Annotated in this window: 22 protein-coding genes and 2 pseudogenes; 6 read left to right on the top strand and 18 right to left on the bottom strand. The window is 37.1% G+C overall.

All coding sequences use genetic code 11. The features are described from left to right. Positions 1–6: 6 nt before the first annotated feature. The 4 genes from F3G69_RS05870 to F3G69_RS05855 are packed head-to-tail and all read right to left on the bottom strand — an operon-like array spanning position 7 to position 1,686. On the bottom strand, positions 7–438 hold the full coding sequence (locus tag F3G69_RS05870; protein ID WP_149714667.1) for a YjbH domain-containing protein: 432 nt from the start codon (positions 436–438) through the stop codon (positions 7–9). Beyond that, on the bottom strand, positions 431–685 hold the full coding sequence (locus tag F3G69_RS05865; RefSeq protein WP_012001636.1) for a DUF2018 family protein: 255 nt from the start codon (positions 683–685) through the stop codon (positions 431–433). The genes F3G69_RS05870 and F3G69_RS05865 overlap by 8 nt, the downstream gene beginning before the upstream one ends. A 48-nt stretch (positions 686–733) precedes the next feature. Beyond that, positions 734–1,357 (bottom strand): HAD family hydrolase, encoded by a 624-nt coding sequence (locus tag F3G69_RS05860; RefSeq protein WP_149714666.1) that lies wholly within the window; start codon positions 1,355–1,357, stop codon positions 734–736. Beyond that, positions 1,354–1,686, bottom strand: a complete 333-nt coding sequence (locus F3G69_RS05855; protein ID WP_103600137.1) for a hypothetical protein — start codon at positions 1,684–1,686, stop codon at positions 1,354–1,356. The genes F3G69_RS05860 and F3G69_RS05855 overlap by 4 nt, the downstream gene beginning before the upstream one ends. A 105-nt stretch (positions 1,687–1,791) precedes the next feature. Between F3G69_RS05855 and F3G69_RS05850 the strand changes: the two genes are divergently transcribed. Beyond that, positions 1,792–3,063 (top strand): O-acetylhomoserine aminocarboxypropyltransferase/cysteine synthase family protein, encoded by a 1,272-nt coding sequence (locus tag F3G69_RS05850; protein ID WP_103600138.1) that lies wholly within the window; start codon positions 1,792–1,794, stop codon positions 3,061–3,063. Positions 3,064–3,306: 243 nt separating this feature from the next. Here F3G69_RS05850 and F3G69_RS05845 read toward each other — a convergent pair whose 3' ends face one another. From F3G69_RS05845 to F3G69_RS05825, 5 genes are all read right to left on the bottom strand, one after another. Continuing rightward, on the bottom strand, positions 3,307–4,749 hold the full coding sequence (locus F3G69_RS05845; RefSeq protein WP_149714665.1) for a potassium/proton antiporter: 1,443 nt from the start codon (positions 4,747–4,749) through the stop codon (positions 3,307–3,309). 20 nt (positions 4,750–4,769) lie between these two features. Beyond that, a complete protein-coding gene (locus F3G69_RS05840) occupies positions 4,770–5,207 on the bottom strand; it encodes a pyridoxal-5'-phosphate-dependent protein (RefSeq protein WP_149714664.1) in 438 nt (145 codons plus the stop codon). 31 nt (positions 5,208–5,238) lie between these two features. Continuing rightward, positions 5,239–6,480: an ArsS family sensor histidine kinase gene (locus tag F3G69_RS05835; RefSeq protein WP_149714663.1), complete on the bottom strand. Its 1,242-nt coding sequence runs from the start codon at positions 6,478–6,480 to the stop codon at positions 5,239–5,241. Beyond that, a complete protein-coding gene (locus F3G69_RS05830) occupies positions 6,480–7,157 on the bottom strand; it encodes a response regulator transcription factor (protein ID WP_149714662.1) in 678 nt (225 codons plus the stop codon). The genes F3G69_RS05835 and F3G69_RS05830 overlap by 1 nt, the downstream gene beginning before the upstream one ends. Positions 7,158–7,254: 97 nt before the next feature. Beyond that, the gene (locus tag F3G69_RS05825) at positions 7,255–8,658 is read right to left on the bottom strand and encodes a Do family serine endopeptidase (RefSeq protein ID WP_149714661.1); all 1,404 of its coding nucleotides are present in this window, start codon (positions 8,656–8,658) and stop codon (positions 7,255–7,257) included. A 156-nt stretch (positions 8,659–8,814) separates the two neighbouring features. Between F3G69_RS05825 and F3G69_RS05820 the strand changes: the two genes are divergently transcribed. Genes F3G69_RS05820 through F3G69_RS05810 form a run of 3 tightly spaced genes read left to right on the top strand, consistent with a single transcriptional unit; the run spans position 8,815 to position 11,718 of the window. Next, positions 8,815–9,711 carry a DnaJ C-terminal domain-containing protein gene (locus F3G69_RS05820; RefSeq protein WP_021090570.1) on the top strand — a complete coding sequence of 299 codons (897 nt, stop codon included), beginning with the start codon at positions 8,815–8,817 and terminating at the stop codon, positions 9,709–9,711. A 3-nt stretch (positions 9,712–9,714) separates the two neighbouring features. Beyond that, entirely contained in the window at positions 9,715–10,089 is a 375-nt protein-coding gene (locus F3G69_RS05815; protein WP_149714660.1) for a heat shock protein transcriptional repressor HspR, read from the top strand. A gap of 3 nt (positions 10,090–10,092) precedes the next feature. Beyond that, positions 10,093–11,718 carry a cation:proton antiporter gene (locus F3G69_RS05810; RefSeq protein ID WP_149714659.1) on the top strand — a complete coding sequence of 542 codons (1,626 nt, stop codon included), beginning with the start codon at positions 10,093–10,095 and terminating at the stop codon, positions 11,716–11,718. Positions 11,719–11,820: 102 nt separating this feature from the next. Here F3G69_RS05810 and F3G69_RS05805 read toward each other — a convergent pair whose 3' ends face one another. The 3 genes and pseudogenes from F3G69_RS05805 to secA form a co-directional block, all read right to left on the bottom strand. Continuing rightward, on the bottom strand, positions 11,821–13,020 hold the full coding sequence (locus F3G69_RS05805; protein WP_103600795.1) for an ABC transporter permease: 1,200 nt from the start codon (positions 13,018–13,020) through the stop codon (positions 11,821–11,823). Positions 13,021–13,072: 52 nt separating this feature from the next. Next, positions 13,073–13,174 (bottom strand): annotated as a pseudogene (locus F3G69_RS09630) (SEC-C metal-binding domain-containing protein); the annotation flags it as partial. A 108-nt stretch (positions 13,175–13,282) separates the two neighbouring features. After that, positions 13,283–15,679: pseudogene (secA, locus tag F3G69_RS05800) on the bottom strand (preprotein translocase subunit SecA); the annotation flags it as partial. 97 nt (positions 15,680–15,776) lie between these two features. On the opposite strand from secA, the gene lolA reads away from it, so the two are divergent. Next, positions 15,777–16,289, top strand: coding sequence for a LolA-like outer membrane lipoprotein chaperone (gene lolA, locus F3G69_RS05795; protein ID WP_054196481.1), 513 nt, complete (start codon positions 15,777–15,779; stop codon positions 16,287–16,289). A 26-nt stretch (positions 16,290–16,315) separates the two neighbouring features. On the opposite strand, the gene F3G69_RS05790 is transcribed toward lolA, so the two are convergent. Genes F3G69_RS05790 through F3G69_RS05765 form a run of 6 tightly spaced genes read right to left on the bottom strand, consistent with a single transcriptional unit; the run spans position 16,316 to position 21,974 of the window. Further along, on the bottom strand, positions 16,316–16,855 hold the full coding sequence (locus tag F3G69_RS05790; protein WP_149714657.1) for a hypothetical protein: 540 nt from the start codon (positions 16,853–16,855) through the stop codon (positions 16,316–16,318). Continuing rightward, positions 16,852–18,171 (bottom strand): ATP-dependent DNA helicase, encoded by a 1,320-nt coding sequence (locus F3G69_RS05785; RefSeq protein WP_149714656.1) that lies wholly within the window; start codon positions 18,169–18,171, stop codon positions 16,852–16,854. The genes F3G69_RS05790 and F3G69_RS05785 overlap by 4 nt, the downstream gene beginning before the upstream one ends. Further along, positions 18,172–20,181 carry a bifunctional C40 family peptidase/M15 family metallopeptidase gene (locus tag F3G69_RS05780; protein ID WP_149714655.1) on the bottom strand — a complete coding sequence of 670 codons (2,010 nt, stop codon included), beginning with the start codon at positions 20,179–20,181 and terminating at the stop codon, positions 18,172–18,174. It abuts the gene before it with no gap. Further along, positions 20,178–20,672, bottom strand: a complete 495-nt coding sequence (locus F3G69_RS05775) for a chemotaxis protein (protein WP_149714654.1) — start codon at positions 20,670–20,672, stop codon at positions 20,178–20,180. The genes F3G69_RS05780 and F3G69_RS05775 overlap by 4 nt, the downstream gene beginning before the upstream one ends. Beyond that, positions 20,665–21,111 (bottom strand): 2-thiouracil desulfurase family protein, encoded by a 447-nt coding sequence (locus F3G69_RS05770; protein ID WP_103600801.1) that lies wholly within the window; start codon positions 21,109–21,111, stop codon positions 20,665–20,667. Before F3G69_RS05770 ends, F3G69_RS05775 begins: the two co-directional genes overlap by 8 nt. Then, positions 21,108–21,974, bottom strand: a complete 867-nt coding sequence (locus F3G69_RS05765; protein ID WP_149714653.1) for a D-amino acid aminotransferase — start codon at positions 21,972–21,974, stop codon at positions 21,108–21,110. Before F3G69_RS05765 ends, F3G69_RS05770 begins: the two co-directional genes overlap by 4 nt. A gap of 104 nt (positions 21,975–22,078) precedes the next feature. On the opposite strand from F3G69_RS05765, the gene F3G69_RS05760 reads away from it, so the two are divergent. Continuing rightward, positions 22,079–22,582 carry a hypothetical protein gene (locus tag F3G69_RS05760; protein ID WP_021090515.1) on the top strand — a complete coding sequence of 168 codons (504 nt, stop codon included), beginning with the start codon at positions 22,079–22,081 and terminating at the stop codon, positions 22,580–22,582. Positions 22,583–22,629: the final 47 nt, after the last annotated feature.

Genomic DNA, 22,629 nt, shown 5'->3' with positions numbered 1-22,629 from the left:
ATCCTTCTATTTAGCCTCATCTGGATCTCTAAAACCCACATCCACACGCTTGCTCTCATCTAGCAGCGCCACCCTAAAATGCGCCTTTTTATCCTTAAAATCAATAAATGATATATAAAGGCTTACGCTCTCATTTGGCGGCATCGTAAAATCAGGCAAAACTCGCTGCATGTATATGTTTTGCCCTTGTCTTAGCGAAAAAACCATCTGCCTTGGATAGCGCCTAAAAAAGCTTTGCACGGTGATGTTTGTGCTATCAAATAGCGTCCAGCTAAAGTCAAACGTTTCAACCCTTTGGGTTCGCTTTTCAGTTATAAAAACCCTCGCCCACTCATCTTTTTTAAGCTCAAATGTATGCACCGAACTTGGGTCAAAATTTGGCTCTTTTGCAAAAACAAGAGCAGCAAGCAAAGCAATGAGTGCAAAAATCTTACTCATTTTGGCTTAAAATTTCTCCGCTAAGCTCGATATATAGGTCATTTACTCCGTTATAAACTTTATCTTGCTCTGAGGCTATAAAATTTCTGATCTCGTCCTCGCTAACGCCATGCTTTTCACAAAGCTCGCTCATAGCCACAAATTTCTCAAAAATTTTATCTATCTCGTTTTTAACTAAAACGGCATTTGCGTTAAACAAAATGTCATAAAATTTATCCCTCGCACTGCCCTCAAATATATCTATCATCGCTGTTTCTTTGAAAATTTCTTAAGATTATAGCCAATTAAAACTAAGTTAAAAATTTAATATTATCTCCCAAGCCTCGCTAACATTTTTAGCGTTATAGGTCGCAGTTTTACTCTCCTCACCAAATCCCCAGCTAACTTGCACATAAGGCATATTTGCATTTTTAGCTGCTAGCTCGTCTTTTAGGCTATCTCCGACAAATATCGCCTTACTAGCTTTAGTTTTACTAACAGCTAGGTGAAGCATCGCAGGATCTGGCTTTTGCGGTATCTCTTTGCTAGCGCCGATAACCTCGTCAAATAGCTCATAAATTTCATTTTTCTTTAAAATTTTCTCTAGCGTATCGTGTGGTGCATTGCTTGCCAAAACGACCTTATAGTGAGCCTCTTTGCACTTTTGCAAAAGCTCTTTTACGCCCTCATATGTAGTCGCGCACTCATCGTAAAATTTCTTAAATTTCTCTTCAAAACCCTCTTTTAAGCTCCTGCTTGGCGTATCGATGCCATAAAACTCAAGGGCTAAATTTCTACCTGGCTCGTTTATCGCTTTTATGATAAATTCTTTTTCAAGTGGCGGCAAATTTAGCTCATCTCTTACTTCATTCACCGTTTTATATATCGCCTCGCCGCTATCGATCACCGTGCCATCCATATCGAAAATAACTACTTTCAATCCTCATCCTTAAATTTATTTTTATGTTTTTCTTTTTTATATGTCTTTTGATTTTTGAGCTTATCAAGTAGGTTTGCCGCCTTTAAAAGTTCCTCTTTTGGGGCATTTTTGATAAGCAAATTTATAAAATTTTCTAGTGCCTTTGAGTATGGCTGATCAAGATAGACAGCCTCGACTTTTTCGATGATCTTTGCGTTTTTCTCCACTCTTTGGCGAAATTCAGCCTCGTCAAAGTCATCTCTTTTTAGCCCATTTATCGCTGATTTTGCAAATTTTTCTAACGCACGAAGATATTTTACACGCTTAAATTTGTCCGTAACTTGGTTCAAATTTTTCCTTTTTTTAGCAAATTATATCAAAATTTGATTTTATCCCCTAAATTTTGGCTTTGCTAATGTATAATTTACGCCAAAATTACCTTAAAAGGAGCAAAAATGAGGCAAGAAACCGCTGCGATCCACGTAGGCTACGACACACATGAGGGCTTTGGCACGATGGCTGTGCCTATTTTTCAAAGCACGGCTTACGACTTTGGAAGTGCCGAGGTTGCGGCTGCTAGATTCGATCTAAAGGATGGCGGCCACATCTACACAAGACTTGGCAATCCAACGACAGATATCTTTGAAAAAAGGGTCGCCGCACTTGAGGGCGGAGCCGCTGCGATAGCGACTGCGAGCGGTCAATCAGCTTTGTTTTACAGCATCATAAATTTAGCCCAAGCAGGCGATAACATCATCATCGCCAAAAAAATTTATGGCGGCACGACAGTACTTTTTACGCACACACTAAAAAGATTTGGCATAGAGGCTAGAGTCTTTGACAGCGACACGGCTGATGATCTGGAGAGTTTGATAGATGATAAAACAAGGGCTATATTTTTTGAAACGCTCTCAAATCCGCAAATTTCTATCCCAAATATCGAGAAAATCGTAGAAATCGCAAACAAATATGGCATCATCAGCATCACCGATAACACCGTGCCAACGCCTATCATCTTTCAGCCACTTCGCCACGGTGTCGATGTTTGCGTACATAGTGCTAGCAAATATATGAGCGGTCAGGGCCTTAGCCTAGCAGGTGTGGTCGTAAGTGCAAATCACCTAAACGAAAAGCTAAAAGGCAACAAACGATATGAGCACTTTAACGTCCCAGACGCGAGCTATCACGACATCGTTTATGCTGATATGACCGATCGTTTCGATATCTATACGCTAAGAATGAGGCTTGCTATCGTGCGCGACATCGGTGCTGTGATATCTCCGTTTAACTCTTGGCAGCTCATACAAGGGCTTGAAACGCTTGCTGTTAGGGTTGAGAGACACTCGCAAAACGCGCTAAAAGTAGCTAAATTTCTAAACTCCCACAAGCATATAAAAAGCGTGGCATACCCAGGACTTGCCGACAACGTAGATCATGCAAAGGCGCAAAAATACTTTAAAGATGGCATGGCAAATGGGCTATTTTGCTTTGAGACTGATAGCTTTGAGCGCGCAAAAAAAATGCTAGAGCGCGTAAAACTCTTTAAGATCGTGGTAAATATCGGCGATACAAAGTCGCTCATCACACACCCAGCCTCAACGACTCATCAGCAGCTAAGCAGCGAAGAGCTAATCAAAGCTGGCATCACAAAAGAGCTGATAAGAGTTAGCATAGGCCTTGAAAACGCCGAGGATCTGATAGCCGATCTGGCTCAAGCCCTAGAATAAAGAAATTTCTAGCTCATTTTGGGCTAGAAATTTAACTTACGTTATAGACAGCATGCAATTATGCTAACACACTGTATGTGTTTATGTTAGAAAAATTTTAAAAATTTACGAGCGAGTATATCACGACTCTAAATTTAGTAAAAAAGCTTGCGAGAGTTAAATTTAGTAGTCTGCTAAGGCAAGCGAGTAAAGTTTTAAAAATTTACAAAGAGAAATGAAATGTGGCAAGTTTTATCAAAAATTTTAATAAGTCAAATACTTAATCGTATCTTGATAAAGCACTTGATTTTCGCATTGTATCAGTAGCAGATCATTTTCTTCAAAGATTGTTGAACCAGTTGGCTTTTGATACTCGTTTTTACGCTTTATTAGGATTATTAAAAACTCAGTTGGAAGCTCAAGCTGAGCCAAATCTTTGCCAATTAGTTTTGAGCCATAGTGAATGGTATGCTGGCGAAGTGTATAGCTTAGGATCGGAGAGTTTTCTACTGCCTTAACATCCTCTTGCTCGCTCTCTTTGACCTTAAATTTATCAGCCGCAAAGCCAAGTGACATACCCTGTATCAAAATAGAAATCAAAACCATAAAAAATATAATATTAAAAATCATATCCGCATCACGTACGCCATCGACATAAACATAGGTAGCTAGTACAACTGGCACAACACCTCTTAGCCCAACCCAGGAGATAAAAATTTGCTCATTTATCTTAAATTTTGAAAATGCAAGCGATGCAAAAACACCAAGTGGCCTTGCAAAAAACATAAGCCATAAGGCCAAAACAAGCGCCATTAGTGCCGTTGCTGGAAGCTCGGAAGGATTTACCAAAAGACCAAGCGTCAAAAAGACAACTATTTGCATAGTCCAAGCGATGCCATCGTGAAAACCGACTAAATTTTTCTTATGAGAAAACTCTTTTTTATTTATAAAAATTCCAGCTATATAGACAGCTAGGTAGCCATTGCCACCGATTTTAAAGCAAAGTGTGTATAAAAGCAATATCCAAGCGATAGAAAAAACTGGATAAAGGCCCCAGCTTTTTAAGCGAAGTCTATTAAAAATGGCCGGCAAAGCAACGCCAAATAAATAGCCCATAGCGATACCTATACCAAACTGCTTAACTAGTGTAATCGCCCACTCTGACGCACTTGGAGTGCTATTTAGTGAGATCATTTGAATGATCGTCATAGTTAAAAATATCGCCATTGGATCGTTTGAGCCAGATTCAAGTTCAAGCAATGGCGCAATGCTATTTTTAAGTAAAATTTTCTTAGCTCTTAGTATGGCAAATACCGCTGCTGCATCCGTCGAAGAGATGATGGAGCCTAGCAAAAAGGCCTCTGCCCAAGTAAAATCAAGCAGATATTTTGCTACTGGAGCGATAGCTAGCGCGGTTAAGAAAACGCCAAGTGTAGCAAGCGCCAAACCTCTACCAAAAATCGGTTTAATCGCTGCAAAATCAGTATCTAGCCCACCAGCGTAAAGTATAAAAATAAGTGCTAGCATGCCAACATTTTGAGCGATTACTTGGTCGTCAAAATTTACACCAAGCAGCCCATCTGAGCCAGCTAGCATACCAACGCCTAAAAATATTATTAAAGATGGAATTCCAAATTTATCAGAGATCTTACTTAAAAGAATGCTAGTTATAAGCAAAACTGCAAAAAATAGTAGTAAATTCTCCAAATAAACTCCACAAAATTATATTAAATCATACTTTCAAAAGCTTCAAATTTTTCTTGATTTGAAAGCATTTCAAGCAATACGCCATAATTGTCTTTTATCTCATCTTGAAGCTTAGTAGTAAGCTCTTTAGCGTTTATTCCGTCTTTTGGATAGCTTACTATCAAATCAATTGGCTCAGCGTTTAAAAACTCTTGAATACCAGATAATAGCTCACTAGCTCCTCTTTCATTTGTTCCATGAAGTACAACCACATAATGCTCATTTTCTCTTACAACAACATCAGTTTGTCTTAAAAATTTTTCAAATAGTTCACTATACTCTTTGGTGCTTGGCAAAGAAAAATATATCAAAGATAAATTTTTTGCATAATCTTTTACATTTTTATAACGATTTATAAAAGCTATTTCAAGATCTATTATTGATAAGATATCAACTGGTGAGAAAATTTTTGCTGCCATTTTTAGCCCTTTTTTGTTTATTATGTTTTATTTAAGTCACTATTATATCTTGTAAATTTTCAAAAACAAAGACATTCATTCCGTTTTTATATTCGTATCTAAATTTGAGTCCATGAGCATCAAGTATATTGCTAACTATATATAAACCTAGTCCAAAACTCTTTTGAGTATCCTCTCCTTTGATAAATGGCTGGACATAAAAGTCAAGATCATTTTTTAGCTTCTCACCTTGAGTTATAAATTTCATATGATCCTTGCTAACAACGATATTTACGTGCTTATCAGTTGAGTATTTTATGCCATTATCTATCATATTTTTTATGGCAACTGAAAATAGTTTGAAATCAACAAGCACTCTAACCTCATCAAGCTCACTGACACCAACACACTCTTTTTCAACCATGGCTATATCGATAGCCTCATCGATGAGATCCCTCATAAAACATGGTGTTTTATTGCTAAGTCCTATTTTTGATGTTATCTGCTCGATCGCCGCAAGTTCGTTTATCAAATTTTCAAGCTTGTGAAAGACAGAGATTAGCCTCTCTTGATTTTTACTTTTTTCTATCATTTGGGCAGCTATTAGGCCTTTTGTGATAGGAGTTTTTAGCTCGTGCATTATATTTCTTAAGAAAAGATGCCTCGAGTCATTAAGCGCCTTGATCTGACAAACCGCCTCATAAAATGCCTCTGAAACTTCAGAAATTTCATCCTTGCCGTTGCCAACATTTTGCACACCATCAAGCTCACCATTTGCAAATTTTACGATCTGACGCTTTAGCTTTCTAAGTGGTTTTATCTTATAGATAACAAAAATGTAAGCACCTAGCAAAATGACCGCAACCACCAAAAAAACAGCCTTTATCACCTCGTATCTGTAAGGCTGAAATTCTTTATCCATTAAAAGCTTTAGCTCGTCTAAATGCTCAATCCTTAAGTAGTGGTGCTTGTCATAAAGCAAGATCGCACTTGAGCCTAGATCACTTGAAATTTCTTCTAAAACGGTCGCTTGTTTTAAAATTTCATCCTTTTTCTTCTCGTCTTTAATCTCTGGCATATCGATATTTGAAAGCTGTCGGTCGTACTGAGCTTTATTTATGATGCCACCCATATAAAATAAATTTGTCCTAGCAACGTTTGAGTATTTGTTGTTTAGCTCTCTTGTATAGTTTTGCTTGTCAAAACCCATGAGCCACAAAAAAGCTAGAAATATCGAAACGAGCGCGAGTCCAAAGATAAACGTTATCGTGATAAATATAGAAGATCTTGGCATCAAAGAACCAATTTATAGCCGATACCGCGGATCGCGTGGATGTATTTTGGCTCTTTTGGATTTTCATTTAATTTTTGGCGAATCCTACCAATGATAACATCTATACTTTTATTTGAGCTATCTTCATTTATGCTCTCGCAGTTGTAGATGAGCTCCTCTCTAGTAACCGCTCCGCCCTCTTTTAAAAGTAGGTATTTTAAGATGTCGTATTCTGCGGCAGTTAAATTTAAGACGCTGCCTTTAAATAAAATTTCACGCTCAAATTCTTTTAAAACTAGGTCTTTATTTAAATTTCTTGCCTCATTTGCTGGGGTGATACTCTGCCTTCTTAGATGACTTTTGATACGAGCCAAAAGCTCTTGTGGGTCATATGGCTTTGGCAAATAATCATCCGCTCCGTTATCAAGAGCATTTACCTTATCTGTTATATCATGTCTTGCACTTGATATGATAATAGGTATATTGTGATTTTTCCTGATCTCTTTACAAACTTCCAATCCATCCATACCAGGCAATGTAAGATCTAGTATAACTAGGTCAAATTTACTTGTATTTAGCGTAGATAGTCCGATATATGGCTCTTCAGCAGTTACTACTTCAATATCATAGTTTTCTAGATATTCAGTTAAAATTTCAGCAAGCTCCATATCATCTTCTATCATTAAAATTCTAGTCATGATCTTTCCTGTTGTAAATTTATTTTTAAGGATTATAGCAGATTAAGATTTTAAAAATTTAAAAGGGTTAAGAGCTGAAATTTCAGCTCTTAGATGATTATTTTATAACAAGGCCTTGTATGATACCACCGCGATTTATCCAAACTAGTGTCTTTTTGCCTTTTGTATTTTTGATTGTATTTGCAAATGTTTGAAGATCTTTTATGCTCTCTTCACCAACTTGCACGATCACATCGCCTCTTTCAAAGCCAAAGTCTTCAGCTTTTGAGCCTGATTTTACATCAGTTACTAGCACGCCTTGAGTATCTGGGCTGATTTTGTATTTATATCTTATCTCATCGCTTAGATTACTAACGCTAAGTCCTTCGATGATAATGCTTTTTGCTATGTCTTTTGAATTGTGATCAGCATTTGCAAGCTTGATTTTTGCATTCATTATTTTATTTGATCGCTCGTAAGTTATATCAACGCTGCTATTTGGAGTTAGTGAGCCAATGAAATTTTTAAGATCATTTGCGTTTTTGATAGCTTTATCATTAGCTGATATAACCAAATCGCCTCTTTTTAGTCCAGCTTCATCTGCTGGCATGCCTTGCTCTACGCCACTTATTAAAGCACCCTCTTTATTTGTGTAAAGCTCTTTTTGCTCATCTGTTAAATTTGCAATCGTAACGCCGATAAAGCCACGCTCGATCTTGCCGTCAGTTATCAGCTTTTTAGCGATATCTTTTACCATATTTGATGGGATCGCAAAGCCAATGCCGTTATTGCCACCACTTTTTGAAAGTATGGCTGAGTTTATTCCGACTAAATATCCTCTGCTATCAACTAAAGCGCCGCCTGAATTTCCTGGGTTTATAGAGGCGTCTGTTTGGATGAAATTTTCATATTGATTAAGGCCGATATTATCTTTATTTAGGCCTGAAATGATACCTTGAGTGATACTTTCACCAACGCCAAATGGATTGCCTATTGCAAATACAACATCTGCATCAAGCAGCTTTGATGAGTCCGCAAAAGTGATCACATTTAGTCCGTTTGCCTCTATCTTTACGACGGCTAGATCGGTTTTTGGATCACTTCCTATTAGCTTTGCTTTATACTCTTTGCCGCCATTTGCAAGAGTTACGACTATTTGATCGCTATCTTCTATAACGTGATTGTTTGTAACGATATATCCATCATTTGAGATAATAACGCCAGAACCAAGCGAAGTAGTTTTTTCTTTTTCTTTTGGTTTAGCAAAGTTAAATCCAAAAAATTCATTGAAAAAAGGGTCGTTGAACATCTGCTCAATACCAGCGTTATTCACCGTTTTTGTAGTTGAAATATTTACAACTGAAAGCTTTGCCTGAGCGATCGAGTCATAATAAGAAAGTACGCTATTTTTATCGCTAAGTGGCGAGACTCTCGTGATATTAGAGTTAGCTTCATTAAATTTAATATCAGCCCCCACTAAAAAAGAAGCTGCTACTAATGAAATTAGCACAATCTTTTTCATTTTTTTCCTTTAAACTAAAAATTTTTTGCAAATTATAAATATAGTGAAAAAATAAAATCTTAACACTTTTTCTTGTTATTAAACAAAAATAAACTTGACTTGCATAGACTAAAGCTTTGTGATATAATCCGTATCAAAAAAATATAAGGAGAATATATGAGTGAAAGCTTATATGAGACTTTAGGGGTTTCAAAGGGTGCCTCAAGCGACGAGATAAAAAAAGCCTATAGAAAACTTGCCAGAAAATATCACCCAGACATCAACAAAGACCCTGGAGCAGAAGATAAATTTAAAGAGATAAATGCCGCTTATGAAATTTTAAGCGACGATAAAAAACGAGCTCAATACGACCAGTACGGCGATACTATGTTTGGCGGTCAAAATTTCCACGACTTTGCTAGTAGTTCAGCCGATATGGGCGATCTAAATGAAATTTTAAAGAATATCTTCTCAGGTAGCTTTGGCGGTGGTGGAGCTAAATTTAGCAGCGGATTTGGTAGCAATTTTGGAGGCTTTGACGGATTTAGTAGTGGTGGATTTGGCTTTGGCGGAGCTGATCTAGACGTAAATGCAAAAATTTCTATACCATTTGATGTAGCTGTAACTGGTGGCGAACATAAGATAAATTTTAATGGCGAAAGCATTAAGATAAAAATTCCAAGTGGTATAGAAGGCGGCGAAAAGCTTCGTGTAAAAGGCAAAGGCAAGAGTGCTGGTGGTCAAAAAGGCGACCTCATACTTGCTATTAGCGTTGAGCCAAGCGACGAATATGAAAGAGTCGGAGATGACCTTTATAAAGATATAGAAATTCCACTAAAAACTATGCTTTTTGGCGGAAAAGTCGATGTACATACTTACAAAAAAGATGTCACGATTAAGATCGCTGAGAACTCAAAAACAGGCACAAAGATCCGTTTAAAAGGGTATGGCGTGCAAAACAGAAAGAGCGGAATTTATGGCGATCTTTACTTAAAAGCCAGGGTAAAACTTCCAAATATTAGTGAGCTTGATGAAGGCTTAGTAAAAGAGTTAAAAGAGAAATTACCGGAGTAAAAAATGCAAAATTATGAAGAACCACTTTTTTTAATAAGCGTTGTTGCAAAGGTTTTAAGCATACATCCACAAACTTTAAGACAGTATGAAAGAGAAGGGCTTATCGAGCCATCAAGAACAGATGGCAAGATGAGGCTCTACTCGCAAAAAGACGTTGATCGCGTAAAAACTATACTAAATTTAACCCGAGAACTAGGTGTAAATTTAGCCGGCGTTGATGTGATACTTCAGTTGAAAGAAAAAATTGACGATTTAGAATCAACTATTGATAAGCTAAATAAAAAATTGCACGAAGCTACCAGTCAAACTAGCACAAAAAGATCACTCGTAAAAAGAAAAAGTAGCTTTGATCTAGTCTTTTATGAAGGTAAAAAATAATTTATGGAACAAATTTTAGAAGGTTTCTTGCTTGTTGCAGCGATCTCAGTCGCATTAAACGTCATTTTTAAAAAATTTCAGATACCAACCATTATCGGCTACATCGTAACAGGTACGCTTATATCAGAATTTTTCAACCTAAAAAGCAATGATGAAATTTCTCATATCGCGGAATTTGGTATCGCATTTTTGATGTTTACCATTGGGCTTGAGTTTAGCTTTAAACACTTAATGGGAATGAAAAAAGAGGTTTTTTTAAACGGTGGCTTACAGGTTTGTTTAAGTGGCTTTATAATGGGCGTTATGCTTTATTATGCCCTTCACTTAAAAGACGAAACGGCACTTATTGCAGGCCTTGCACTTGCACTCTCATCAACTGCGATCGTGCTAAAGACGCTAAATGATAGTGGCGATGTGAGTAAAATTTACGGCAGAAAAGCACTTGGAATTTTGCTATTTCAAGATATTGCCGTCATTCCTATTTTACTTATGATAGATATGTTTAGCTCGCAAGATGCTTCAATAAATGAGCTTTTACTAAAGACATTTACAAGTGCGATTATTCTTATTGTTGTGCTATTTTTACTTGGTAAATATGTCATCAACTGGATATTTTATAAAGTTATTCAAACAAATTCGCAAGAGGTTTTTATAGCTACGATTTTATTTATGGTCGTTGGCTCTAGCACTTTGGCTCACTTCTTTGGCTTCTCATACTCTTTGGGTGCATTTTTGGCCGGTATGATGATGGCTGAGACGCAATATAAACACCAAATCGAAGTTGATCTCATACCTTTTAGAGATCTACTTCTTGGGCTATTTTTCATAACCGTTGGTATGCAGATAAATTTTGCTGTCGTTATCTCAAACATCTGGCTTGTTCTAGGCCTAGTATTTAGTGTCATGATGATAAAAGCAGTTGTCGTTTTTGCTATCTTAAATATCTATTTAAAACGAAGAGTTGCTGCAAAAACCGCACTTAGTGTTTGTCAAATAGGCGAATTTGCACTAGCTGTTTTTGGACTAATGACTACTAGAAATTTACTTGATATACAAACTGCTCAAATTTTTATCGCAGCCTCAGTTGTGTCGATGTTTGCTACGCCTTTTATACTTAAAAAACTAGACGCAATAGCAGACCTCATAGAACGTGAGATCGTTGTTGAACCAAATGAAACCCTAAAGCCACAAAAAATAAAAAATCATATCGTGGTTTTTGGCTATGAGAGACTTGGACAAGAAGTCGTTTTAAGACTAAAAGAGACAAAGCTTTTATATCTTGTGCTTGATAATGATATTAGTCTAGTTGAGCTTGGTAGGAGCCGCGGGGAAAATGTATTTTTAGGTAACGTTCTTCAAAGCCACACACTTGAAAATGCCTGCCTAAGCGATGCAGCCGCTGTTATTATAACCGTTAACAATGAGCAAAGAGTGGAGCTCATCGCACAAAAGATAAAAGACTACGGCGTAAATACCCAAACTATAATAAAAATAAATGGCGAGGGTAATAAAGATATCTTTGGTGAGCTAGGTAAAAATTTTCACCTAATAAATGAAGAGCGTGTCATGGCAAAAACACTTGTTCACGAGGCTCTTCAATGCAAAATCGATCATGATATAAGAGCGTAAAAGTATAAATTTATTCTAGAATTTTACGAGTTTATGCTAGTTTTAAAATAATATTTTAAAAATAACTTTTACAAGCAATGAGCAAGCCTAAATCTCTAGGCTCTACTCATTTCTTAAAGTTTGAAGCACGTTTACTTCTGTGGCTTTTTTAGCTGGGTAATAAGACGATATAGCAACTATAAAAATAGCTCCAACAATTATAAGTATAAAGTCAATCAAAGAAAGCTCTAATGGAAGTTTGCTTGAGCCATAAACGTCAGCTGGCAAGTCTATGATGTTGAAATTCCCAAGTAAAAATAGCCCTAAAAAGCCAAGCACTAAGCCAAATATAATGCCGCCACCGCCGATTACTAGCCCTTGATAGAAAAAGCTTCTTTTTATCTCGCCTTTACTAGCTCCAAGCGCTAGAAGCAAGGCGATCTCCTGCCTGCGGTTCATCACAGTCATTAGTAGCGAGCTTATGATATTTAGCGACGCCACAAGGATAATAAGCATCAAAACGATAAAAAGTGCCCTTTTTTCAAGTGCGAGCGCTGAGAAAAAGTTGCCATTCTGCTCCCACCAGCCAATAGCTACCGTGCCAGCCGGAAGTCCCTCACGCACTCTTTTTATATCATCAAATGGCTTACTTGAAAAGATATGAATTCCATCATAAACGCCTTTTGGATAGTCTAAAATTTTCCTCAAAGCATCAACTGAAGTATATGAAAATGCCTTGTCATAGGCAATTAGCCCAGATGTAAATGAGCCACCTATATCAAAGCGCTTCATCTTTGGCGTTAGTGAAAAGCCAGCTGGATCGGCCTTTGTAAAGATAAGTGTTAATTTCTCATCGTTTCTTAGTCTAAACTCACTCGTTATGCCACTTCCTACAAGTATCTCAAAACCATCTAGCTCTTTATCTTTTAAAGCTTCATTTACGACTGAGTTTATCTGCTTTTCATCTTTAAAATTTACGCCATAAACCAGTCCGCCCTCAAGCGCATTTGCCGAGCGGTAAATGACCTGCGTGCTTATAAATGGACTAAATTTTAGGTCGCTAAATCTAGCCTTTAGCTCATCAACAAAGTCATCATCAATGGAGCCCTTAAAGGCGCTTTGAACGGTTATTGGATAGTTCATCGTAAAAAGTTTACGCTCAAATTCTTTGTCAAATCCATTCATAATCGCCATCGCAACGATTAAAACCATAAGTCCGATGCTAACACCAAGAAAGGCAAGCAAGGCACTTAGGGTGATAAATGGCTGAGTTTTATCAAATCTTAAATATTTAAAAAGTAGGTACTTTGGTAAGCTTGTCATCAAATAGCCTTTAAAAGATTAAGGCGCTTTTGGCGCCTTAAAAGTAGAAATTTTAAGCAAATATGCCTTTTTTAGGGCCACTTTTTCCGTGGCAATCTTTATATTTTTTACCACTTCCACAAGGGCATGGAGCGTTTCTTGGTATCTTTTTTTCAGGCGTAAATTTATCATCCTCGCCTTGATTGTTATAGCTTAAATTTTCATTTTCAGCATTTTGACTAGCTTCAAGCATCATTCTAGCTTGCTCTTCTTGCTCCTCACGGCTCTTAAATCTTACAACCTGAAGCGTCTTAACGCTCTCACTTTTTAGCCTGCTAACTAGCTCCATAAAGAGGTTATAGCTCTCTTTTTTGTATTCGACAAGCGGATCTTTTTGATTATACCCTCTAAGGCCGATACCGGTTTTTAGGATATCCATTTGATAGAGATGCTCTCTCCACGCATTATCAAGCACTTGAAGGTATAAAATTTTCTCTATCTCTTTTCTTTGATCTTCATTTAGCACGCTCATTTTTTCGTTATATCTTACTTCAAAAATTTGCGCAAGTTTTTCTATTAACTCATCATACTCTAGGCCTTTTAGCTCACTCTCGTCTATCTCTTCGCCACAATCTGCAAGGATGATAGAACATAAATTTTTAATATCAAAGTCATCTTTCAAGCCACCATGGAAAATTTCAGCCGTATCAAGTAAATTTGCAGCGTACTCTTTTCTATTTTGAGCTATCTTTTCGCTCATATCGTAGTTTTTATCAAGTAGTTCGTCGCGGTATTTGTAGATAGTTTTTCTTTGCTCATTTGCCACGTCGTCATACTCAAGCAAGTGCTTTCTAGCCTCAAAGTGCAAGCTCTCAACTTTCTTTTGGGCATTTTCAACAGCTCTTGTCACCATGCGACTCTCGATACTCTCGCCCTCGTCGATACCAAGTCTATCCATGATCGCTTTTATGCGGTCACTACCAAAAATTCTTAAAAGATTATCCTCTAAGCTTAGATAAAATCTACTCATACCAGGATCGCCCTGACGTCCAGCACGGCCACGGAGCTGATTGTCTATCCTTCTACTCTCGTGCCTTTCAGTACCTATGATATATAGACCGCCTAAATTTCTAACCTCATCATCGATCCTGATATCAACACCGCGTCCTGCCATGTTTGTAGCGATAGTCACAGCGCCTTTTACACCAGCTTGCGCGATGATCTCAGCCTCTTTTTCATGATTTTTAGCATTTAGCACAGAGTGTGGGATGCCAGCTTTTTTAAGCATCTCGTGAAGCACCTCACTGCGCTCGATACTTGCAGTTCCCACAAGCACTGGCTGACCTTTCTCGTGAGCTTTTTTAACCTCATCAATAACTGCTTTAAATTTCTCGTTTTGAGTTTTATAGATAAGGTCGTTTTGATCGATCCTCTTAACTGGCACGTTTGTCGGGATCGAGATAACTTCAAGGTTATAAATTTGAGAAAACTCAGTAGCCTCTGTCTGAGCCGTACCAGTCATACCTGCAAGCTTTTTATACATCCTAAAGTAGTTTTGATATGTTGTATCGGCTAAAGTTTGGCTCTCTTCTTGAATTTTTACGCCCTCTTTTGCCTCAAGTGCTTGGTGGAGTCCCTCGCTAAAGCGTCTGCCTTCGCTTAGACGTCCAGTAAATTCATCAACAATGACTACCTCGCCATCTTTTACGACATAATGAACATCTTTTTCAAAGAGGTTGTGAGCTTTTAGAGCTTGATCTAAGTGGTGGCTTAGTATGGCATTTTCAAGGTTATATAAATTCTCAACACCAAATAGTTTTTCAGCCTTGCTGATGCCAGCTTCTGTGATCATTATCGTTCTATTTTTTTCATCGACTATAAAGTCCCCTGTTGGCTTTGAGCCTGGCACATTTGGATCAGCTGGAGTGCCTCTAGTAAGCTGTTTAGCGACCTGATCAGCTCTTATGTAGCCATCAAGTGTGCGGTTTGTAGGACCAGAGATTATAAGTGGTGTTCTAGCCTCATCTATCAAGATACTATCGACCTCATCCACGATAACAAAGTTATGGCCTCTTTGCACCTTTTGACCAGCTTCAAATTTCATATTGTCGCGTAAATAGTCAAAGCCAAATTCTGAGTTTGTGCCGTATGTTATGTCGGCGTTATACGCAGCTTGTCTTACGTTATCATCGTATCCGCCGCTTAGTATTACATCAACGCTTAAGCCTAAAAAGTTATAAAGCTCGCCCATTTGCGTAGCGTCACGCTTTGCAAGGTAGTCGTTTACGGTAACTACGTGAACGCCCTTGCCACTCATCGCATTTAAGATAACTGGTAAAGTCGCCACCAAGGTCTTACCCTCGCCCGTTTTCATCTCAGCGATCCTGCCCTCGTTTAGCACCATGCCGCCAATTAGCTGCACGTCAAAATGGCGCATCTTAAGCACCCTTTTGCTAGCCTCTCTAACTATCGCAAATACGTCATTTAAAATTTGATCTAAAGTGACTTTTTCTTCTACTACTTGGGCTTTTAGCTCGTTAAATTTGATCTTAAGCTCATCGTCACTCATCTTCTCATAAGTAGGCTCTAGCGCGTTTATCTGCGCCACACGTTTTATATATTTTTTGACTTCTCTATCGTTTTTCGTGCCAAAAATCTTTCTAAATACCGATGAAATCATTATTTTACCTTCCTAAATTTTTAAACTTTGGATATTAGCATAGTTTAACTATTTATTTAATTAAACTGGGCTAGAATACGCCAAAAAAGGATAAAAAATGAGAAAATTTTTAGTTGCATCTCTCGTTGCAGTTTGCTCATTTGGTGCTGGATTAAATTTCAAAAGCCTTCAAAGTGACTTTACGCAAACTGTATTTAGCGAAGGCAAAAGCATAAATTACAAGGGTAGATTTTACGCAAAAAACGACAATACTGCACTTTGGATATATGAAAGTCCAACGCCAAAGAGAATTTATTTTAACAAAGAGCGTGTGATCGTGATTGAAGACGAGCTTGAGCAAGCTATCATTTCAAAGCTTGATGATACGCCAAATTTGACGCAAATTTTAGCTCATGCGGAGCAAATTCAACCAACACTTTACAAAGCAATATATGACGGAGTTGAATACTTTATAACTATTAAAAACACGCTTCCAACGACGATTGACTATAAAGATAAACTTTCAAATAAGATAAAAATAACTCTAAGCAACCCAGTAAAAGACGCGCTCATACCACAAGAGACGCTAACTCCTGTCATTCCTCAAGGTTACGACATCGTAAATCAATAAATTTGGCTAGCTTTAGCCAAATTTACTCACTTCTCTCCAAAATCTTTTCCAAATTCCTGCACGTTATTTAGATCAATAGGCTTTTGAACTACATCATTTGGGTCTGGTGAGATGATGATCTCATTGCCTTTTTTCTTCTTTTCTGGTTTTGTTACAATCTCTTCATTAACACTTGGATCAGAGCATAAATTTTGGCTTTTTATTGCTTTTATGATCTCGCTTAGCTCAAGATTATTTATCACTTTTATATTCAAGATAAGCACATCATCAATATCAAGAGAGTGCTTTTTGGCTGCGTATTTTATGAAAAGCTCTTTAAATTTCTCTTTTCCCATTGAGGTTAGTATATCTTCCACGTAAAAGCTACCAACTATTATGTTTAAAGCATCAAGCACATACGCTTCATTTTCTTCAACATCACGTCCAACGACTTCAAGGTTCATATTTATCTTTTTTGTTAAATTTTGTCCAGCTTTTGAGTAGATATCTGTTTGAAAGTCACTCACTTTTAGCACGTCTGCAAATGCAAAGACACCAAAAACAAGGCTTAAAAATAGCTTTTTCATAAACTCTCCTTAATATGCAAAAATACGTTTTCTTGGTAAAATTTCTTAACTTCTTCGTCAATTTTAACCACTTTTCTTAAATGCTGCCTAAAATCACTTTTTTTATCATAAAAAAGTTTTAAATTTTTAGGACTTACTGCACGAGAAAGTGCGACGTAGAGTTGCCCTTTGGCAAAAATATGGTTGATATTGCAAATGAGCGAGTTTATGCTCATTCCTTGGGACTTGTGGATAGTTAGAGCGTAAGCGAGCTTAAATGGAAACTGATATAGCGATGCCTGTACATTTTCTTCGATCTCATCTTCGTTTAAATTTAACGAACTAAATATATAAGCGGCTTTTTCTATCTCGCAAATTTCGCCGCTATCTTTTTTCACGATCACACTTGAAATGGCGCCATTTTCTTTTAAAATTTGCATGATCTTGCCTTGCTCGCCGTTATAGTACTCGCCCCATTTATTTGACGTAAAGATAATCTTAGCGCCTATCTTCATCTCCAAATCCCTTGAGATATTTAGCGTATTTGCCCATTTTTCAAACTCTTTTTTATCTAAATTTTCATCCAAAATGCTTACATCTGAGTTTGAAATTTCAAGTGGCGTGCTAAGCTCTGAGAGCCTTTTTTGATTTAGCATTTCAGCCTCGGCGTTTCTGCCAAAAAGCACGCTCGTATCATCATCTGGCTCTATCTTGGTCACTCTTAAACTCTCTATATAGCTAATTATTTCATCATCTAGCTCGCCAACTCTAAGACGAGAGAGAATCTCATAAAATTTAAGATCGTTTGTACGCTTTGAGACCAGTAGCTCGACATTTGTAAATTTCATATCCTCCCACGCACTGGAGTTAAAAGCGTATAAAAAATTAAAAAGCCTATTTTCGTTTTGCTCCTTTTGCACTGGCGGAAGCTGATAAAAATCACCCACTATAAGCACCCTACCTTTAAATTTGGAAGTAAGTAAGCGGTATCTTATCATCTCCATTAAATCTGAGCTCACCATTGAAATTTCATCAATTACAAGCAGATCACATGCATCTAGCATATTTCTTAGCTTGCTTAGTTTGTCTTTTTGATGATAGTCAAAGCGCCTTAGCTCCTCATAGTCCTTACAGTAGCCAAATTTAAAAAAACTATGCAAGCTAACTCCTCCAAGGCTAACGGCACTTATACCAGTTGAGCCAAGGATTATGACGTTTTTAAAATTTTCTTTGTAGTATCTGATGACAGAGGCAGTTAGATAGCTCTTGCCAACACCGCCACCGCCTGTTAAAAAGACGTTTGAGCGAGATAAAATTTCTAAAATTTGATCTTTCATCTACTCAAACATCTCTGGGCGATACTCAAAATGCATCGTATCAAAGTGCTTCCAGCGTCCACCCCAGATAAATTTATGTTTTTCAAAAACACGCACTATCTTTTCAGGGATGAGGTTTTGATAGCCATTGCTCCACTGCCAGTAGTGGCTCTTTTTCACATTTATATCGATCGCAATGCCGTAGCTGTGCGGACTCAAGCGGTTTGTGCCAGCGATGATGCGCCACTTAAATGTCCCGCCTGGATCTTTTAAATACTCGAGCAAACTCATATCATGTTTTACCATCTCATTTAGCTCATTACTTACATCTTGTAAAGCAGCTGCGGCTCCATTTTTAGAGTTAAATGGTAGTTTCATCGCAAAGCTATCTTTTAGCCAAACGACATCTACCAAATTTGCTTTTACCTCGCTCTCGCTTGAGCCATAAATTTTGCCTAAAAGCTCGTAGTTTCTACATCTGCCAACATCACTTAGTGCAGTGCTAAGCGGCGAAAATGCAGCGTAATCAAGCGCATTCATATCCTCTATATCAGCACCAATACTACACTCATCATCTTTTTGTTTAAAGTCATCATAGACAAATATTGTTCCATCACCGAATTTGACCAAATTATCCTCAACCTTAACATCATAAGCCCTTTGTAAAGCTGAAATTTTTCTAGCTTTATCACTTATTACATTTTCCGGCTTTATCACATTTATAGAATCTACCTTTGAAATGAGCAAATTTGAGTTTTGTATATCGCTTCTGTTTTGTCCGATGTTTAATGTAGTTACTGCCGTAGCACCGATTAACGCTCTGCCGTTATTTTCGGTTTTTAACCCCCAAGCATCATGCACCACATATATATCATCGCCCTTGTATCCGGCATAAAGCATGATATGTCCTGGCAGGTGCACAAGTGTAAGATATGGCACGCCTTTTTCTTTTATCTCTTTTGTCTTAGCGGCGTTACTAAGTCCTTTTAGATCAAATTTTTGTCCCATATTTGCTTGAGCCCTTGAGTTTCTAGGCAGCCACACGCCAAAACTTGCTAGCAAATCTTTAGTAAAAAGCGAGCAATCTCTTAGCTTATCGACCCCACCCCAACCATAAGGCTGAGTAAGAAGAGAGCTAATAAGTGTTTTTAGATTTGAGTCATTAAATTTAAGAGGAAAAAGAGCGCCAAGAGACTTTGGTAACACAAATTCTCTCAAGAGATTTCTTACATAAATTTTACCGTAGTAGTTTTTACTATCCTGCGCCAAAACAGGCAGTATCGCTCCAACTCTTGAGTAAAACAAGAAATTTCCGGCCTTGTCATAAACTGGCATTTTATCCGTTTTTATAGTCACAAAACTTGACTTTTGATAGGCATTTGCCTCATCGTCGCTTATAAATTTTATATCCTCGACCTTTACCCAGCCCCAAACCGCATCATCGCTAACAAACGCCCATGCCCTATCTTTAGAAAGATGTGACACAAAAAGCGGATGAGCGATGCTTAGGGTTGATTCTTGCAGATAATCAAACGGATATCCCTCGCCTGGAGTTTGCGGATTTAAAAATATCGGCTCATCGGTTGGAAAATTTCTTAAAGCTGTGTTTGCCGAAGTTAGAGCATAAGCAGAGATGCTTGAAAGAGCTGAAAAATTTGCATTGTCCTTTTGTGTGTCAAACCAGCTTTGTGGGATCTCTCTAAAATTTGAGCCAAAATACTTTCTCTTTTCGCTTGGCTTATATATATTAAATGCCCAAAAGACATCGTTTGGATTAAATTTTACGCCCCTTAATGTAAAAACCTTAAACCTTCTTTTTAAAATTTCTTCTTGGTCAAAGCTTACACTTTGCATATTTTGCGGTAGCGACGAGGCATCCTGCTTCATTTCAAAATCAAGCAAATTAATGCGTTCATTTGGCTTATATACATTTTCATCCGGTAAAGAATTTTGCACACTTGGCTTTGGCTGGGTCTGTGAACATCCCAAAAACAAAGCAACACTAAATGCTAAAAATATACCTTTTTTCAAATTTTTTCCTTATCCTTAAAAATAGCTTCTACAATCAAAACAAAAATATAAAACATCTTTTCATCGTTGTTTTTACAAATTTGCTTCATAGTCTCATTCTCGCTTTTTACTTTTATGTCATTTGATTTTAAAATTTCTACAATATCAGAGCCAAATTTCTTTGAAAGATCGCCCACTTTTACATCATTTAGAGCGTTTAAAAACCTAGTTGTATTGCAGTCCATCTGCACTGGCTTGTGATTCAAGATATTTTTAAACTCAAGACTTAGCTTCTTTAACTTTTTCTTCTTAACATAACTATGGACAATCGTCAAAACAACCAAACTAAAGCCAAAGAAAATGTGTAAATTCAGCAAATTTTCACTCATCTCCCCATTCAAGAAAAGAACGCCACTCATAAAAAGACCGATCACACAGATAAAAAGCAGCAACAAGATGATGTACTTAAAAATCACCTCAAGCATAATGTTGTCTTTTAACCTATCAAACATCAAGCCCTACTATCTCATCTTCGCTGTAAACTAAAATTTCATTTTCTTTTAGTAGTTTTGCTGTGATGCCATCGCCTAAAATAAGCCTCTTGCTAAAGCTTCCGTCATAAATTTGCCCACTTCCACAACTTGGACTTTTTGATTTTAAAATAGCCTTTTTGCAGCCATTTAACTTTGCTATTTTTAGGCAAATTTCTGCTCCACTTTTGAAATTTTCACTCACATCTTTACCTGAAAATTTACAAACAACCGCACCATTTTTCATCTCAGCTGGTTCCCTTGGCGTGCTAAGTCCACCAAAAACCTCTGGACAAACAAAAAGCAGATGATATCTCTTTGAAATTTCATCTAAAACATCTTTATTTAAGAGATTATTTTCGCCGTTAAATTTACAATTTATGCCAACTAGGCAAGCACTTATTAGGATTTTTTCTTTCAAAGTCCAGCTTCTTTTAAAAGTTCACCAGCATAAATTTCTCGAAGTTTGCTTGAAATTTCTCCTACTTTTGCGCCATTTATCGCCTTACCATCAGCATAAACGACTGGCAAGAGTATGAGTGTCGCAGCCGAGATAAAGACTTCATCAGCACTATAAACTTCATCCATGCTAAATTTTCGCTCCTCTATCTTAAGGCCAATATCTTTAGCGATCCTTAAAAGTCTCATACGGCGAATTCCCGGCAAAATTTCATTTGACAGTGGTTTTGTGATTAAAGTTTTATCCTTGATGATAAAAGCACTTGAGCTGCAGCCCTCTGTGACAAAGCCATTTTCCACCATAAAGCCCTCGTCTGCGCCTTTTTTGTGAGCTTCATTTTTAGCATAGCACTGAGCTAGAAGCGAGATAGACTTGATGTCACGCCTTTTCCACCTGATATCCTCGACACTTACGACTTTTATGCCAGTTTTTGCAGCAGGATTGTTTAAAATTTCACTCTCGTAGCAAAAGATAAAGACGCTTGGTGTTAAATTTTCCATAAAATAGAAATTTCTAAAGGCCACACCTCTTGTTACTTGCATGTAAATTCCGCCCTCTTTTAAGGTGTTTTTAGCGATTATCTCGCTTAAAATCGCTTCAAATTTTTCCTTTTCGTAGGGCAAGCTTATATCTATCTCGTTTAAACTTCTCTCAAACCTCGCCCAAAATCCATCTTTATCAACCATTTTTGAATTTATCACAGGCACAACCTCATAAATTCCATCACCAAATATAAATCCTCTATCAAAAGCACTAACTTTTGCCTCGTCTTTTTGCAAAAATTCTCCATTTAAAAAGACGGTTTGTAAAGCTTGATCTGCCATTTTTAGCTCCTTAAATTTTGGGCAAATTGTATCTAATTTTGTTTGAATTTATAGATTCTTAGATATAATGAGTCAAAATTTCAAAGGTAAAAAGTCTATAAAAAATGCAAGAAACTTTAAAAGATAGAATCATAAAAAACGTTTTTTTTGTTTCAAAACAGCCAGTTTTATTCAGGGATCTACTTGAAGCAAATGCCCTTTTTAACGAAGGTATGCTAATAGATGGAGCAAAGCTAAATTTTAGATTTAATCACATCAAGCTCTATCAGATTTATGCACTTATCTGTTTTGTCATTTTATTTCCATTGTTAATCATCACGCATCATTTTTTAGCAAAAACTGACGCACACATATCTATAATAGCGACTGCTGTCGTCACTTCGGCCGTTTTCATTGGCTTTGATATGTTTAAAGTTTGGGCAAGAAGAGAGATAAGTCACGATCTTATCAAGAAAGCTTGGAGCGTGCATTTTCCCTATTTTAGCTATGAAAAATACTCAAGCAAGGTCGAAGAAATTTATAATACTGCTATAAAAAATGACATATCAAAAAAAGATTTAGAACAATATATATATGAAAAGCTAATCTCTCAGAAAGAAAGTAATTAGCAAGTTAAAAATAGGCTTTATTTATTGAGCTAATTTTATTTTTGTGC

Source organism: Campylobacter concisus (assembly GCF_902460625.1).
In the GTDB taxonomy this organism is placed as follows: Bacteria; Campylobacterota; Campylobacteria; order Campylobacterales; family Campylobacteraceae; genus Campylobacter_A; species Campylobacter_A concisus_AD.
This window is presented reverse-complemented; position numbering and strand designations above follow the sequence as displayed.

What these genes read in the sequence shown, in the direction of transcription:
- F3G69_RS05870 (WP_149714667.1), bottom strand. Translation starts at nt 438, where the DNA reads ATGAGTAAGATTTTTGCACTCATTGCTTTGCTTGCTGCTCTTGTTTTT.
- F3G69_RS05865 (WP_012001636.1), bottom strand. Translation starts at nt 685, where the DNA reads ATGATAGATATATTTGAGGGCAGTGCGAGGGATAAATTTTATGACATT.
- F3G69_RS05850 (WP_103600138.1), top strand. Translation starts at nt 1,792, where the DNA reads ATGAGGCAAGAAACCGCTGCGATCCACGTAGGCTACGACACACATGAG.
- F3G69_RS05840 (WP_149714664.1), bottom strand. Translation starts at nt 5,207, where the DNA reads ATGGCAGCAAAAATTTTCTCACCAGTTGATATCTTATCAATAATAGAT.
- F3G69_RS05835 (WP_149714663.1), bottom strand. Translation starts at nt 6,480, where the DNA reads ATGCCAAGATCTTCTATATTTATCACGATAACGTTTATCTTTGGACTC.
- F3G69_RS05830 (WP_149714662.1), bottom strand. Translation starts at nt 7,157, where the DNA reads ATGACTAGAATTTTAATGATAGAAGATGATATGGAGCTTGCTGAAATT.
- F3G69_RS05825 (WP_149714661.1), bottom strand. Translation starts at nt 8,658, where the DNA reads ATGAAAAAGATTGTGCTAATTTCATTAGTAGCAGCTTCTTTTTTAGTG.
- F3G69_RS05820 (WP_021090570.1), top strand. Translation starts at nt 8,815, where the DNA reads ATGAGTGAAAGCTTATATGAGACTTTAGGGGTTTCAAAGGGTGCCTCA.
- F3G69_RS05815 (WP_149714660.1), top strand. Translation starts at nt 9,715, where the DNA reads ATGCAAAATTATGAAGAACCACTTTTTTTAATAAGCGTTGTTGCAAAG.
- F3G69_RS05810 (WP_149714659.1), top strand. Translation starts at nt 10,093, where the DNA reads ATGGAACAAATTTTAGAAGGTTTCTTGCTTGTTGCAGCGATCTCAGTC.
- F3G69_RS05805 (WP_103600795.1), bottom strand. Translation starts at nt 13,020, where the DNA reads ATGACAAGCTTACCAAAGTACCTACTTTTTAAATATTTAAGATTTGAT.
- lolA (WP_054196481.1), top strand. Translation starts at nt 15,777, where the DNA reads ATGAGAAAATTTTTAGTTGCATCTCTCGTTGCAGTTTGCTCATTTGGT.
- F3G69_RS05790 (WP_149714657.1), bottom strand. Translation starts at nt 16,855, where the DNA reads ATGAAAAAGCTATTTTTAAGCCTTGTTTTTGGTGTCTTTGCATTTGCA.
- F3G69_RS05785 (WP_149714656.1), bottom strand. Translation starts at nt 18,171, where the DNA reads ATGAAAGATCAAATTTTAGAAATTTTATCTCGCTCAAACGTCTTTTTA.
- F3G69_RS05775 (WP_149714654.1), bottom strand. Translation starts at nt 20,672, where the DNA reads ATGTTTGATAGGTTAAAAGACAACATTATGCTTGAGGTGATTTTTAAG.
- F3G69_RS05765 (WP_149714653.1), bottom strand. Translation starts at nt 21,974, where the DNA reads ATGGCAGATCAAGCTTTACAAACCGTCTTTTTAAATGGAGAATTTTTG.
- F3G69_RS05760 (WP_021090515.1), top strand. Translation starts at nt 22,079, where the DNA reads ATGCAAGAAACTTTAAAAGATAGAATCATAAAAAACGTTTTTTTTGTT.